The organism is Prevotella sp. oral taxon 376, from assembly GCF_003043945.1.
Taxonomy (GTDB): Bacteria; Bacteroidota; Bacteroidia; order Bacteroidales; family Bacteroidaceae; genus Prevotella.
Map to the genome: position 1 here is coordinate 962,815 of NZ_PYXG01000001.1, position 13,905 is coordinate 976,719.

9 protein-coding genes are annotated in these 13,905 nt (G+C 53.7%); 3 read left to right on the plus strand and 6 right to left on the minus strand.

The genetic code is table 11. The features are described 5' to 3' along the window. Positions 1-36 precede the first annotated feature (36 nt). From C7120_RS04230 to C7120_RS04245, 4 genes are all read right to left on the minus strand, one after another. Entirely contained in the window at positions 37-1,866 is a 1,830-nt protein-coding gene (locus tag C7120_RS04230; protein ID WP_107620484.1) for an ABC transporter ATP-binding protein, read from the minus strand. A 382-nt stretch (positions 1,867-2,248) separates the two neighbouring features. Then, on the minus strand, positions 2,249-3,583 hold the full coding sequence (gene miaB, locus C7120_RS04235) for a tRNA (N6-isopentenyl adenosine(37)-C2)-methylthiotransferase MiaB (protein ID WP_107620485.1): 1,335 nt from the start codon (positions 3,581-3,583) through the stop codon (positions 2,249-2,251). Then, positions 3,580-4,563 (minus strand): phosphatase PAP2 family protein, encoded by a 984-nt coding sequence (locus tag C7120_RS04240; protein WP_233247017.1) that lies wholly within the window; start codon positions 4,561-4,563, stop codon positions 3,580-3,582. The genes miaB and C7120_RS04240 overlap by 4 nt, the downstream gene beginning before the upstream one ends. Positions 4,564-4,565: 2 nt before the next feature. Continuing rightward, a complete protein-coding gene (locus C7120_RS04245; protein ID WP_107620487.1) occupies positions 4,566-5,561 on the minus strand; it encodes an NAD(P)-dependent oxidoreductase in 996 nt (331 codons plus the stop codon). A 578-nt stretch (positions 5,562-6,139) separates the two neighbouring features. On the opposite strand from C7120_RS04245, the gene rnr reads away from it, so the two are divergent. Together rnr and C7120_RS04260 are read left to right on the plus strand one after the other, a co-directional pair. After that, positions 6,140-8,422 carry a ribonuclease R gene (gene rnr, locus C7120_RS04255; RefSeq protein WP_107620489.1) on the plus strand — a complete coding sequence of 761 codons (2,283 nt, stop codon included), beginning with the start codon at positions 6,140-6,142 and terminating at the stop codon, positions 8,420-8,422. Positions 8,423-8,437: 15 nt separating this feature from the next. Then, positions 8,438-9,103, plus strand: coding sequence for a hemolysin III family protein (locus C7120_RS04260; protein WP_107620490.1), 666 nt, complete (start codon positions 8,438-8,440; stop codon positions 9,101-9,103). 24 nt (positions 9,104-9,127) lie between these two features. Here the strand turns inward: C7120_RS04260 and C7120_RS04265 are convergent, their stop codons facing one another. Together C7120_RS04265 and upp are read right to left on the minus strand one after the other, a co-directional pair. Then, positions 9,128-9,976 (minus strand): patatin family protein, encoded by an 849-nt coding sequence (locus C7120_RS04265; RefSeq protein WP_107620491.1) that lies wholly within the window; start codon positions 9,974-9,976, stop codon positions 9,128-9,130. Positions 9,977-10,031: 55 nt separating this feature from the next. Next, complete coding sequence (gene upp, locus C7120_RS04270; RefSeq protein ID WP_107620492.1) at positions 10,032-10,691, minus strand: uracil phosphoribosyltransferase; 660 nt, start codon at positions 10,689-10,691, stop codon at positions 10,032-10,034. Between the two features lie 881 nt (positions 10,692-11,572). On the opposite strand from upp, the gene pckA reads away from it, so the two are divergent. After that, positions 11,573-13,186, plus strand: coding sequence for a phosphoenolpyruvate carboxykinase (ATP) (gene pckA / locus C7120_RS04275; protein ID WP_107620493.1), 1,614 nt, complete (start codon positions 11,573-11,575; stop codon positions 13,184-13,186). Positions 13,187-13,905 lie beyond the last annotated feature (719 nt).

The window sequence follows — 13,905 nt, forward strand, 5'->3', positions numbered from 1 at the left end:
CCCTTGGGCAGCCAGGGGAGGCCTACTTACTGTTCTTTATATCTCCTGCATATCGTGCAGTTTCTTGTAATATCCGTTTTTCTCAATCAGTTCGTCATGTGTGCCCCGTTCCACGATTTCCCCTTCATGGAGCACGCAGATTTCGTCGGAATTCTTGATGGTTGACAGCCGGTGTGCCACGGCAATGGTGGTGCGCGTCTTCATAAGCTTGGTGAGCGCGTCCTGCACCAGCCGTTCGCTCTCGGTGTCAAGGGCCGATGTAGCCTCGTCAAGGATGAGGATGGGCGGGTTCTTGAGGATGGCGCGGGCGATGGAGATGCGCTGCCGCTGTCCACCGGAAAGTCTGCCACCCCGGTCGCCGATATTGGTTTCGAACTGGTAATCCGACTCCATGATGAAGTCGTAGGCATTGGCAATCCTTGCGGCCTTTTCCACTTCTTCCTTCGTCGCATTGTTCACGCCGAAGGTAATGTTGTTATAGTAGGTATCGTTAAATAGGATGGCTTCCTGATTCACATTCCCGATGAGCTTGCGCAGGTCGTGGATGCCAAGTTCTTTCACATTGATTCCGTCGATGAGCACCTCGCCTTCCTGCACATCATAGTAGCGGGGGATGAGGTCGAGCAGGGTCGACTTGCCGCTTCCGCTCTGCCCCACCAGGGCTACGGTCTTGCCCTTGGGGATGACGAGGTTGATGTCTTTCAGCACCCATTGCTGCTCGTATTTGAACGAAACATGGCGAAACTCTATCTGGTGATTGAAGTTTGCGATGTGTATGGGGCTTTCCGTCTCCTTGATGTCTATCTCCGCGTTCAGAATCTTGTCGATGCGTTCCATGGAGGCCAGTCCCTTCGGGATGTTGTAGCCGGCTCGCGAGAACTCTTTCAGCGGGTTGATGATGGAATAGAGGATGGTCAGGTAGTAGATGAATACCGGACCGCTGATCTGGTGGCTGCGCATGACCATGATGCCGCCGAACCACAGCACGATGACAATCATCAGCGTACCGAGGAACTCACTCATGGGGTGGGCGGCCTGCTGGCGTATCTGCACGCGCATCAAGTCGTTGCGATAGGCCGAGTTGGTGCGGTCGAAGCGGCGGTTCATCTTGCCTTCCGCCGCGAAGGCCTTGATGATGCGGAGCCCCCCGAGGGTCTCCTCCACTTGGCTCATGGTGTCGCTCCAGAGCGTCTGTGCCTTGATGGAGTTGGCCTTCAGCTTTCTGCCCACAAAGCCCATGAACCATCCGAAGACCGGCACGAAGAACAAGGTGAAGAGCGTGAGCTTCCAGGACACCAGCACGAGGGCTATGAAATAGGCCACGATGAGTATCGGGTTCTTGATGAGCATGTCGACCCATGCCATGATGGAGTTCTCTATCTCCTGCACATCACCGCTCATGCGGGCGATGATGTCGCCCTTGCGCTCGTCGGAGAAGAACCCTAAGTGCAGCGAGGTGATTTTTCGGTAGAGCAGGTTGCGGATGTCGCGCACCACGCCCGTGCGTACCGGGATGATGAATGCCGATGACAAGAAGTAGGAACCGGTCTTGAGAAAGGTCATGAAGGTGAGTGCCAGCCCGATGATAAGAATGGTCGTTACGGGATTGGTGAGCTCTATGAGCTGGCGCACATAGTAGTCGGCGTTGTTGCTCAATACATCGGTAAACTTGCCCGAACCCCACTCCATGAGATGCGTTGCAGTAGCATGTCCCGCCGTGTTGAAGAGTATCTGCAGGAGCGGGATGATGGCTGCGAACGAGAAGATGTTGAGTATCGCGGAGATCAGGTTGAAAACAATCGACCAGATCAGATATTTCTTGTAGGGCGGCACGAAGCGCCTGATGACTTGTAGGAATTCCTTCATGGCTGCAAAGATACATTTTTTATATAGGACGACCAAATTATATGCCGATTTTTTCGTTTCCGTTTTCTCGTGGAAAAAGCTCTGAATATACGATAGGAAAAGCGTAGGACTATAACCGCGATTCGTGTCCTGTCCCCGGGAAGATTGTTAGCGGTGACCCAGGAAATGACCTGAGTCCCGGACGGAGACAGGAGAAAACCGGCCGGGAGGCGGTTTTCCGGCCGGTTACAAACAGCGTGTAACAGGATTACAAACAGCGTGTAACAGGATTACAAACCGCTTGTAACACGATTCCACACGGCTTGTAATGGGGACGGGAGCGGCTTTTGTTTTTCCGCAATGCCGCCGCCGGCGGAATCGTTTGTGGGGAAAGGTGGCCGGGTCAGCGGTCTGCCTCCTCGCCGAAGAGCGTCGCGCTGGTGCTCCTCGTAATCCTCACGCGCACGGTTTCGCCGATGTGGTGGTTGCCTCGGTCGATGACCACGACCTTGTTTTGCGGCGTGCGCCCCATCAGTTGCTGGCGGCTTCGTTTCGAGAATCCCTCGATGAGGACCTCGAACTCCCTGCCCTCGTCTTTCTTGTTCTGCTCCGCGCTGACCTCGGTCTGCAGGTGGATGAGCTCGTTGAGTCGTCTCACTTTCACCTCCTCGGGCACATTGTCGGGCAGATGCTTGGCCGCATAGGTGCCCGGACGCTCGGAATACTTGAACATGAAGGCGCTGTCAAAGCCCACTTCACGGACGAGCGAGAGCGTGAGCTGCTGGTCTTCCTCCGTCTCGTCGTGATAGCCCACGAAGATGTCGGTCGTGATGCCGCAGTCGGGAATGATTCGCCGGATGGCGGCAATCTTGTTCAGGTAGTCCTCACGGGTGTATTTGCGGTTCATGAGGCGCAGCACCTTGTCGCTTCCGCTTTGTGCCGGGAAGTGGAGATGGTGGCAGAGATTGGGCTCCTCGGCTATGGCGTGGAGGATGTCTTCGGTCATATCCTCGGGATTGGAGGTGGTGAAGCGCACGCGCATGGCGGGCACGGCCTGTGCCACCTTGTGCAGGAGTTGGGCAAAGGAGGTGCCGTTCTCGGGGCGTTTGCCATTGGGAAGCAGGCCGTAGGAGTTCACATTCTGTCCTAACAGGGTAACTTCCTTGAAACCTTTCTGCTCCAGGTCCCTCACTTCTCGCAGGATGCTCTCCACATCGCGGCTGCGCTCGCGCCCCCGGGTAAACGGCACGATGCAGTAGTGGCAAAAGTTGTTGCAGCCGCGCATGATGCTCACGAAGCCGCTCACATGGCTTGCGCCGATGCGCTGCGGCACGATATCGCGGTAGGTCTCCGTGGTGGAAAGCTCGATGTTCATGGCGTTGTGCCCGTTCTCGCACTGCGCGATCATGTCGGGCAGGTTGAGGTAAGAGTCGGGGCCGCACACCAGGTTGGCATAGTGGTTTTGTATGAGATCGTCCTTCACGCGCTCGGCCATGCAGCCCAGGACACCGAGGATGACCTTGCGGCCTTTCTTCTGTTCGGCATGGAGGGTGTCCAGGCGGTGGTAAATCTTGTTTTCGGCGTTCTCTCGCACCGAGCAGGTGTTCATGAAGATGGCGTCGGCATCGGCCTCGTTCTCGCACAATTCATAGCCGGCCATGCCCATTACGGAGGCCACGACCTCGCTGTCGGCCACATTCATCTGGCATCCGTAGGTTTCTATATATAGCTTCTTCATCTCTTTTTCCTTCTTTTGCTTGGGGGTGCAAATGTACTCATTTTATTTGAAACGGCCAACAAACCGTAGAAGAATGCCGCGCCCGTGAAGAATCCTGCTATGGCATCGACGACATAATGGGCCTGAATGTAGACCGTGGCGAGGCACAGGAAAATAAAGACGGGCAGCACGATGAAGAAGAGCGACTTGCTCTCCGCCTTCAGAATGAGCAGCATGCAAACGGTGGCCACGCCCACATGCGAGCTGGGGAAGGCGGCCGTGGGGCGTTCGCCGGTTTGCTTGGCGGTCTCCACGAGCTGATAGAACACCCCGTTGGTATATCCCGGAGAGGGCAGGCAGTCGGTGTGATGGTTGAAGTAATCTCCCAAGGAGGGGAATACGCCCTTGGCAATCTGGTCGATGCCCACGGCCTTGTAATAGAAGGTGGGGCCCACCACGGGCAGCAGGTCGAAGATGACATAGAAGAGGAAAAACGAGCCCATGATGATGAACACGCACTTCTGGAACTCGTCATGGCGGCGGAAGAAATACCACAAGGCCACCAGCGCGATGATGAAATAATACATGGAGTAGCCCATATCCATCAGCTCGCTGACGAGGGGCGACGGCAATGCCTTGGCAAAAAGCAGGGCAGGCTGGAAGCCGAAGAGGGCCTGGTCGGCCTCGGCAAACCAGTGGTCGAGGTTGGGGAAGATGCGGTTGATCTCGTAAGTGTCGGGATACCATACGCTCAGGAGTGCCATCTGGGGCAGCACCCGCAGGAATTCGGTGAACCGGCAGGGCACGAGCCGGTAGACAATCCACAGGGCGGCGGTCATGGCGAGGATGCGCACGCGGCCCACGATCATCGACTCCGGGTTTTCTAACTTCGTATAGGCGAAGAAGGTGAAGGCAAGGGTGAGCAGGAGATAGGTGATGACCACCCACTCGAAAGGATAGAGCCCCTTGCGGGGATTGTGCTCTATTTTGAACAAGTTCATGCTTAAAGCCATTGGTTTTCCTTATACCACTTGATGGTGAGACGCGTCCCCTCCTTCAGGTCGAAGCGGGGTTTATAGCCAAGTTCATCCATGGCGGGTTCGATGTCGCACCGCCAGTTGCGCTGGCGCAGGATATTATACTTGTCGTTGTTGAGGGCTGAGATTTTCCCCGTGCGCCTTGCGCGGAGCTCCCCGAGATAGGTTGCGATGCGCAGCACCCATATAGGGGCCTTGACGCGGATCCACCACGGATGCCCGAGCTCCTCGCGGATGTAGTTGCTGAAGGCGGCCGACTGATAGACCTTTCCGTCGCTCAGGAAATACTTGCGGCCGTTCATGCCGCGGTCGAGGGCGAGAAACACGGCCTGCACCACATCGAGCACATAGACAAAGGTGATGTCCTGCCGCCTGAAGCCGACGCTGAAGTCGGTGTGCGCCTTGATCGACTTGGCCATGAGGAAATAGTCTTTCTCCCGCGGGCCGTATACTCCCGTGGGTCGCAGAATGATGTAGGGGAAGTTGCTGCCGATGGAGTCGAGGAACCGTTCAGCCTCCAGCTTGCTCTTCCCGTATGCCGTGTTCGGCCTCGGGAGGTCGTGCTCGGTGATTTCCTGATAGGGCTGCCGCTCCTTGATAGCCCCGAAAACGGAGAGCGAACTCAGGTAGACGAATCTTCTGACGGGCATCCGCAGGGCCAGCAGAGCCTCCGCGAGGTTCTTCGTTCCCTCGTAGTTTATCTTGTAGAAGTCGGCCGGGTTCAGGCATTTCGTGGCTCCCGCGGCATGCACGATGTAGTCGAACGCATGGCCCTCGAGCTGCTCTTCGAGCCGTTGCCGGGAAGAGAGGTCGAGCTCGATGAAGTGGATGCGTCCGTCCTGCAGGTACTGCCTGGAGGAAGTCTTCCTGACGGCGGCCCATGTCTCGAAGCCCCGCTTGAGGGCTTCCTCCACGATGAAGCTCCCGATGAAGCCGCTGGCACCCGTGATAAGTATCTTCATTCTTTCCTATTGAAATTGATTCCGGCTGCAAAGGTAATCCAAAAAAGCGGGGTTCGCAAAAATGTATGGATAATTTTATTGTTTTTTCAAGAATACCAGCCTCTTAGACCCGGCGGGACGGGCGATTCCCCCCGCTGTTCCTTTCGGCGGCCTCCTGCCTGACAATTTCGCCGAATTTGTGGGACGAAATCGCCGATTTCGTCGGTCAATCTCGCCGATTTTGTCAACAGGGAGACCGTCTCCCGCCTTCCTCCCAGCCGACTGCCGCCTCGATGATTGCCGACTTCAGCCTCTCTTCTAATCTTCTGCCATCCTCATATGCTGGAAGATCTCTTCGGGTGGAAGCTGTGATTTATTGTGAGAACAGACCTTAGGATAAACCGTAAGCGATGTCTGGGCCGCATGCCCGAGGCATCGTTTTTCGCGCGGGGCAGTCTCTCCGCTTCCCTTGTTGCTGGCCTCTCGCGGGAGAAAAAACGCTCCCAGGATGCAAATTTCCATAAATAATGCGGGGGAAATGGTCTTTTCTCAAATAATTTTAGTTAATTTGCAGCCGGACAAAAAAACATAGAATCATTATGGGAAAAGAAAAAAAAGGAGGGAAGCGCATCACGAAACGGCTGCTGGCCGAACAGCTCGAGGCGTTCTTCTCCTCGCAACCGGATAAGTCGTTCTCGTTGAAGTACATATTCAAAGCTCTCCATCTTAAGACGCATCCGGCAAAGATGCTGGCCATCGACACGATGGAGGAGATGGCGTGGGACGACTTCCTGACCAAGGTCTCGGACACTTCTTACCAGCTGAACACGAAGGGACAGGTGCAGGAGGGCAGCTTCATCCGCAAGTCGAACGGCAAGAACTCGTTTGTTCCGGATGGTGGCGGCACGCCCATCTTCGTCTCGGAGCGCAACTCGATGTCGGCCCTGACGGGCGACCGGGTAAGGGTTTCGTTCATGGCTCGCCGCGCGAAGCACATCAAGGAGGCGCAGGTGATAGAGATATTGTCGAGAAAGAAGGATACCTTCGTAGGCCGGCTGCGGGTGGATAGGGACATCGCGTTCCTCGTAACCAACGAGGCGCTCTTCACCCACGACATCCTCGTGCCGAAGAAGAAGCTGAAGGGAGGGAAGACGGACGACAAGGCCGTGGTGCGGATTACGCAATGGCCGGACGCCGGCCACAAGAACCTGGTAGGGGAGGTGGTGGACATTCTCGGACAGACGGGCGATAACGACACCGAAATGAACACCATCCTGGCGCAGTACGGGCTGCCTTACAGATATCCGAAAGCCGTGGAGAAAGCCGCTGAGAGGATTTCCGGTGAAATCACCGAGCAGGACTTGAAAGAACGGGAAGACTGTCGCGGCGTGTGGACTTGTACCATTGACCCCGCCGATGCCAAGGACTTCGACGACGCGCTGAGCATCAAGAAGATCAGGAAAGGCCTCTGGGAGGTGGGCGTCCATATTGCCGATGTGTCGCATTATGTGAAGGAGGGCGACATCATCGACCGTGAGGCACAGAAGCGCGCCACCTCGATCTATCTCGTAGACCGCACCATTCCGATGCTCCCCGAGCGTCTCTGCAACTTCGTGTGCTCGCTGCGGCCCGACGAGGACAAGCTCTGCTATAGCGTCATCTTCGACATGAACGATGAGGCCGAAGTACTCAGGTATCGCATCGTGCATACCATTATCCGTTCCAACCGTCGCTATGCCTACGAGGACGCGCAGCGTCTGCTGGAGCAGAACGGGGTGGTAGACGGTACGGGAGAACCCGCCCCGAATCCGGGGAAGGCAGGCTATAAGGGCGAGTATGCTGAGGAAATCATCACCCTCGACCGCCTTGCGAAAAGGCTGCGTGCGCTGCGGTTCAAGAACGGGAGCGTGAAGTTCGACTCCGAGGAGCTTCACTTCGATGTCGACGAGAAGGGAAAGCCCGTCCGCTGCTACTTTAAACGCTCGAAAGACGCCAACAAACTCATTGAGGAATTTATGTTGCTAGCCAATAAAACGGTGGCAGAAAGCGTAGGAAAGACCGTCAGGGGCAAGAAGGCCAAGGTCTTGCCTTATCGCATTCATGACAATCCGGATCCCCAGAAGATGGAAACCCTGCGCGAGTACATCGTCCGTTTCGGCTATAAAGTGAAGACCGACGGTACCAAGGGGGCAATTGCAAAGTCTATCAACAAGCTCATGGACGATTGCGAGGGCCGTCCCGAGCAGAAGCTGGTGCAGACGGTGGCTCTCCGGGCCATGATGAAGGCCAAGTATTCGGTGCATAATATCGGGCATTTCGGGCTGGCCTTCGACTACTACACCCATTTCACAAGCCCTATTCGCCGCTATCCCGATACGATGGTGCATCGACTGCTTACCCGCTATGCGGGGGGTGGCCGCTCCGTCAACGAGAAGCATTACGAAGAGCTCTGTGAGCATTGTTCCGACATGGAGCAGATTGCCCAGAATGCCGAACGCGACTCCATTAAGTATAAAATGGTAGAGTTTATGGGAGCGCATATAGGTGAAGAATACGACGCTCATGTCAGCGGGGTTACGGCTTATGGTATCTATGCCGAGATAGACGAGAACCATTGCGAGGGCATGATACCGATGCGAGACCTTGACGATGACTACTATGAGTTCGACGAACGCAACTTCTGCCTCGTGGGGCGCAGGCATCACAATCGCTATCAGCTGGGCGATTCCGTGCGTATCCTTGTAGCAAAGGCTGACCTTGAGAAGCGGCAGCTCGACTTCACGATAGCCGGAAGCAAGTGCATGGAGAACCGTAATCGGCAAGAGAACAGCCCGTTTTCTCCCAAGGGAGCATCGCCAAAGAAAAGCAGACGGCGCAGATAGCAGGCATTGGAGGAAATGGCGAGACAGGAGAGGAAACCATTCTTTACCCGCAGTGAGGAACGATGGAACTCGTGGAGCCATGCGGGAGGCGTTCTGTTGGGCGTGGTGTTTGGCGTCGTTTTCCTCGTGTGGTGCTTCCGGGAACATGACGGATGGGCTACGGTGGGCGTCAGCCTCTATCTTTTCGGCATGCTCTGTTCGTATCTGGCATCGACGATATACCATGCCGTAACGGATCACAGCAAGTGGAAAGAACGCCTCCGCAAGTGGGATCACGCCGCCATCTACTGGCATATAGCGGGTTCTTACTCCCCCATCACGCTTGTGGCTCTCCGGGAAAGCGGCCTGTGGGGCTGGGGATTGTTTGGTTTCGTTTGGCTTTGTGCCATTAGCGGTACGATCGTCTCTTTCCGAAAACTCAGCGACCACAGTAATTTCGAGACACTGTGCTTTGTGGGCATGGGACTTTCCGTGCTTGTGGCGTTCAAGCCTTTAATGGATGCGGTCAGCACGGAAGCCGTTGTCTGGATTATTTCCGAAGGAGTCGCATATATCACAGGGGCGGCTTTCTATAGCTTCCACAAGCGTAGATATATGCACACGGTGTTCCATTTCTTCGTACTTTTAGGCTCCGTCTGCCATATCATTGCCGTTTGGGACATCCTGCTGGAATACTTGTAGGCAAACAAGAAAGTTCTCTGTCTCCTACCTCCCTTTCATGAATTTCTTGATCTCGGGAAGCCGTCGCAGGGCGAGGTCGCGGCCGACCTGATAGGTATCCATCATCTCTTTCGGGTCATGACAGATGTGTCCGATCTTCAGTTTCTCCTCCGAGCGGAGCACGAGAGCCATACCGTCGGCCTCCTGATGCCGCACATACGCCTTCTGCTCGTTATATGCCCGGGGTCTGCGGCGCAAGGCTTCTACGAGTGCGGGATACCGGTGGAGTGTTGCTTTCATGAGTCCGAACATCCGATAGGGCGTCTTCACATACTCGCGGGGTTGCGTCTCGATGACGATGTTGCGGGCGTAGCCGATACTTTCGAAGAACTTTAGCGGAATAGAATCCGTGATTCCGCCGTCCAGCATGCGGTGCCCTTCCAGTTCCACGGGCCTTGCGGCAATCGGCATTGAGGCCGATGCCCGTATCCATTCATAGCTCTCATAGCCGCCGCTCATGATTTTCTTATAGACGGGTTTCCCCGTGTCGATGTCCGAGCAGACAACATAGAACTCCATCGGGTTGGCTTCGAACGCCTTTGCGTCAAAGATATCTAACTTCTCCGGGATGTGGTGATAACCGAATTCTGCCCCGAAAAGGTCGCCCGTCATGAGCAGTGAGCGCAGGCTGCAGTAGCGCCACTCCTTGGCAAAGCGCTGGTTGTATCGGATGACTCGCCCCGGCTGTCCCGACTTGTAGTTGCAGCCGAAGGCAGCACCTGCCGACACCCCGATCATCCCGTCGAAGCAAATGCCGTTCTCCAGCATCACATCCAGACACCCCGCAGAGAACAATCCCCGGAGGGCCCCACCTTCAAGCACGAGTCCAGTCATAGGTTCTATGGTTAAAAGACACCCTTTTTAAAACGGAATCTACAGGGAACTGATCTTACAGTTTGTCGCCGTAGCACAGGTCGCCGGCATCGCCGAATCCGGGCACGATGTACTTATGCTCGTTCATGCCGGGGTCGATGGCTGCGCACCAGATGGTGGTCTTGTCGTGGGGAAATACCTTTGCGATGTGGTCGATGCCTTCCGGCGTAGCAATGACGCAGGCCACATGGATGCGCTTCGGCGTGCCTTTGGTGAGAAAGGCCTTGTAGCCCAGTTCCATGCTGCCGCCCGTAGCGAGCATCGGATCTGCTATGATGAGGTTCTTCTCGTCGATGCTCGGCGTGGCAAGATACTCGATGTGGATGCCTACTTGATGGTGCTCGGCGTCGGTATACTCACGGTAGGCTGACACGAAAGCGTTTCCCGCATGGTCGAAAATGTTGAGGAAACCGTTGTGGAAGGGCAGTCCAGCCCGGAAGATAGTGGCCAGCACGATCTTGTCCGTAGGCACATTCACCTTGGCTATGCCTAATGGGGTGGCAATGTCCTTGGCTTCATAGCTGAGCGTCTTTGAGATTTCGAAGGCCTCATACTCGCCGATGCGCATGATGTTGTTACGAAACAGCAGACGGTTTTTCTGATATTCCTTGTCTCGAATCTCGGCCATGTACTGGTTAATGATAGAGTTTTGTTTGCTTAGATCAATAATTTCCATGTTGAATTGATAAATTTTTGCAAAAGTAGAAAATTCTATCGTATTTTGCAAAAAGCACACTTGGAAAATCATAAAACCACCTATCTTTTTGCCACATTTAACCAAAAACTAAACAATAACACCTAAGAACCTTTCGGAAAATTGGAGATTAGGACCTAAATATTTTACTCTATAAAATACAAATACATGTAACTATTAAGCCGAACTATTATTCCTTTTTGGACAGACATTTAGTTATCCGGCATCGGATAGTGGCGTAACTTGGTTTTATTCTATAATCCCGCTTACGCTTAGTCTCTGTTCTGACGGTTCAATACCCACTGAAATTTTAGACTCATATTTGTTTGTCTTCCGGAAGAAGCTCACTTTTGCGGCGCAAGAAGCGTTGAGACAGGTCATTCAACTACAGCAAACATAACCATCGAAGGTAATGTGTAGGATGGTAAGAAAAGACATATTAATCCGCAATATTCCACGGAAGCACTTTACACAGCCGATGGGAAGACATTGGTGTTGGTGATGGCAAGCGATCCGCAAATGCTTGTCGTCGCTCCAGGGACAAGGGAAGTTGCTCCCAAGGCTTTGCCGGGGCTTCAATCTACAGTGATACCTGTGCGAGTATACATACCGCATTCAATTACCAAAACTAATCATTTCCTTCCGAAAAGGGATGTTCCCGATTCCGAAGGAAATTATATTTGTTTTTGCAACTTGCACTTTGCAAAAATGTTTTCAGCAGTAGAGATTTTAAGTTCTTTAACCTAAAAAGGTAGCGCAACTTAGATTTTTACGGGTCGAAACTTTGCTATTCCATGAGAAATATATAACTTTGCATTCGGTTTTAAAGAACTTTTAAACACTCAAAAAAATACAGAAAAGAAATGGCAAAGTTTGACAAAAAGACACTTGAGCAGTACGGAATTACCGGTACTACTGAAGTTTTGTACAATCCTTCCTATGAAGTATTGTTCAACGAAGAGACAAAGGAAGGCCTCGAGGGCTACGAGGTTGGTCAGGAGACGGAGCTCGGCGCAATCAATGTGATGACGGGCATCTATACCGGTCGCTCTCCCAAAGACAAGTTCATTGTAGATGACGAGACTTCTCACGACACCGTATGGTGGACTTCCGACGAGTATAAGAACGACAACCACCGTGCTTCCAAGGAGACCTGGGCGGCTGTCAAGGAGATTGCCAAGAAAGAGCTGTCCAACAAGAGGCTTTTCGTGGTAGACGGATTCTGCGGCACCCACAAGGACACCCGCATGAAGGTGCGCTTCATCATGGAAGTGGCTTGGCAGGCTCACTTCGTTACCAATATGTTTATCCGCCCTCAGAACGAGGCCGATTTCGAGCAGGAGCCTGACTTCATAGTCTATAACGCTTCCAAGGCTAAGGTCGAGAACTACAAGGAACTGGGCCTGAACTCAGAGACAGCCGTTGTGTTCAATGTAACCAGCAAGGAGCAGGTGATCATCAATACATGGTATGGCGGTGAGATGAAGAAGGGTATGTTCTCCATGATGAACTACTTCATGCCTCTGAAGGGCATGGCTTCCATGCACTGTTCTGCCAACACCGATATGAACGGCGAGAACACCGCCATCTTCTTCGGACTGTCCGGAACGGGCAAGACCACGCTGTCTACCGATCCGAAACGCAAGCTCATCGGCGACGACGAGCACGGATGGGATGACGAAGGCGTGTTCAACTACGAGGGTGGATGCTATGCCAAGGTCATCAACCTCGACGCTGAGGCTGAACCCGATATCTACAACGCGATCCGCCGCGACGCATTGCTGGAGAATGTAACCGTAGACAAGAACGGCAAGATTGACTTCGCCGACAAGAGCGTAACGGAGAATACCCGCGTGTCTTATCCTATCTACCACATCAAGAACATCCAGCGCCCGACTTCTGAAGGACCAGCTGCAAAACAGGTGATATTCCTCAGCGCAGACGCTTTCGGCGTTCTTCCTCCAGTATCCATACTCAATGCAGAGCAGACAAAGTATTACTTCCTCTCCGGATTCACGGCTAAGCTGGCCGGCACGGAGCGTGGTATCACAGAGCCTACTCCCACCTTCTCCGCTTGCTTCGGCCAGGCATTCCTTGAGTTGCATCCCACGAAGTACGCGGAAGAGCTCGTGAAGAAGATGCAGAAGAGCGGTGCCAAGGCTTACTTGGTGAACACGGGATGGAATGGAACAGGCAAGCGCATTTCCATCCGCGACACCCGGGGTATCATCGATGCCATCCTTAACCACTCTATCGACGGTGCTCCTACGAAGACGATTCCTTACTTCAACTTCGTCGTTCCGACGCAGCTGGAAGGCGTAGATACAGGCATCCTCGACCCACGCGACACCTATGCTGACGCCGCTCAGTGGGAAGAGAAGGCCAAGGATCTCGCGGCACGCTTCATCAAGAACTTCAAGAAGTATGAAGGCAACGAGGCAGGCAAGGCACTCGTAGCGGCCGGCCCGCAGCTCTAATCTGGAAATCAGGAGATTTCAATATCATAGGCCCCGCGCTTCCGAGTGCGGGGCTTTTTGTCGCCGTAAGGTCTCCGGCGGACCGTGAAGGCCCGCATGACCCTGCTTCCTGCCGCAAGCGTCGGCGGAAGCTCCCGCTCTCGCCACGGGTGGAAAGACCGTAAAGGAAGCGTCTTGTCGTCCTTGCGCGAGGAGAGGCATGGCCTTGCCCGGGCGCGTTCGCGGTATCCCGTCTTGCGGGCGGCGGCTCATATCTCCGCTATTTTTCGCCTTTCGCAGGGCAGTCAGCGGCAAACAGGCTGACAAAATCGGCGATTTTGTAGTACGATTTCGCCGATTTCGTCAGACAATCTCGCCGATTTTGTCAAGAGGCTTGCCGTCTCTGTGAAAGCCGGAGGTTGTCTCCCGAAGTTTCAGGAGATACCCCGCCAGTCTATCTAAGAATGCCTTGAGCGTGGCGGAGCCCGTTTTGACTTATATCAATAATTATCCCTTTTTGTGGAAAAAGTGAGCAAAATGTTTGTTGTGTTCGGCCACAATATGTAATTTTGCATTGTGTTCGAGAGAATACATTTCATTTTAGGTTAGTAGATTTAAGGTTTTTAGATTTTGTTTAGGTTAGCTAAAAGAGCAGAGTGTAGAGACACTCATTGCTCTTTTTTTTATTTATGAAATCACAAACAAACTTAAAAAACTGCCTCTTTCACGCTGTTTTGCAT

What these genes read in the sequence shown, in the direction of transcription:
- C7120_RS04240 (WP_233247017.1), bottom strand. Translation starts at nt 4,563, where the DNA reads ATGAACTTGTTCAAAATAGAGCACAATCCCCGCAAGGGGCTCTATCCT.
- upp (WP_107620492.1), bottom strand. Translation starts at nt 10,691, where the DNA reads ATGGAAATTATTGATCTAAGCAAACAAAACTCTATCATTAACCAGTAC.
- miaB (WP_107620485.1), bottom strand. Translation starts at nt 3,583, where the DNA reads ATGAAGAAGCTATATATAGAAACCTACGGATGCCAGATGAATGTGGCC.
- pckA (WP_107620493.1), top strand. Translation starts at nt 11,573, where the DNA reads ATGGCAAAGTTTGACAAAAAGACACTTGAGCAGTACGGAATTACCGGT.
- C7120_RS04245 (WP_107620487.1), bottom strand. Translation starts at nt 5,561, where the DNA reads ATGAAGATACTTATCACGGGTGCCAGCGGCTTCATCGGGAGCTTCATC.
- C7120_RS04265 (WP_107620491.1), bottom strand. Translation starts at nt 9,976, where the DNA reads ATGACTGGACTCGTGCTTGAAGGTGGGGCCCTCCGGGGATTGTTCTCT.
- C7120_RS04230 (WP_107620484.1), bottom strand. Translation starts at nt 1,866, where the DNA reads ATGAAGGAATTCCTACAAGTCATCAGGCGCTTCGTGCCGCCCTACAAG.
- rnr (WP_107620489.1), top strand. Translation starts at nt 6,140, where the DNA reads ATGGGAAAAGAAAAAAAAGGAGGGAAGCGCATCACGAAACGGCTGCTG.
- C7120_RS04260 (WP_107620490.1), top strand. Translation starts at nt 8,438, where the DNA reads ATGGCGAGACAGGAGAGGAAACCATTCTTTACCCGCAGTGAGGAACGA.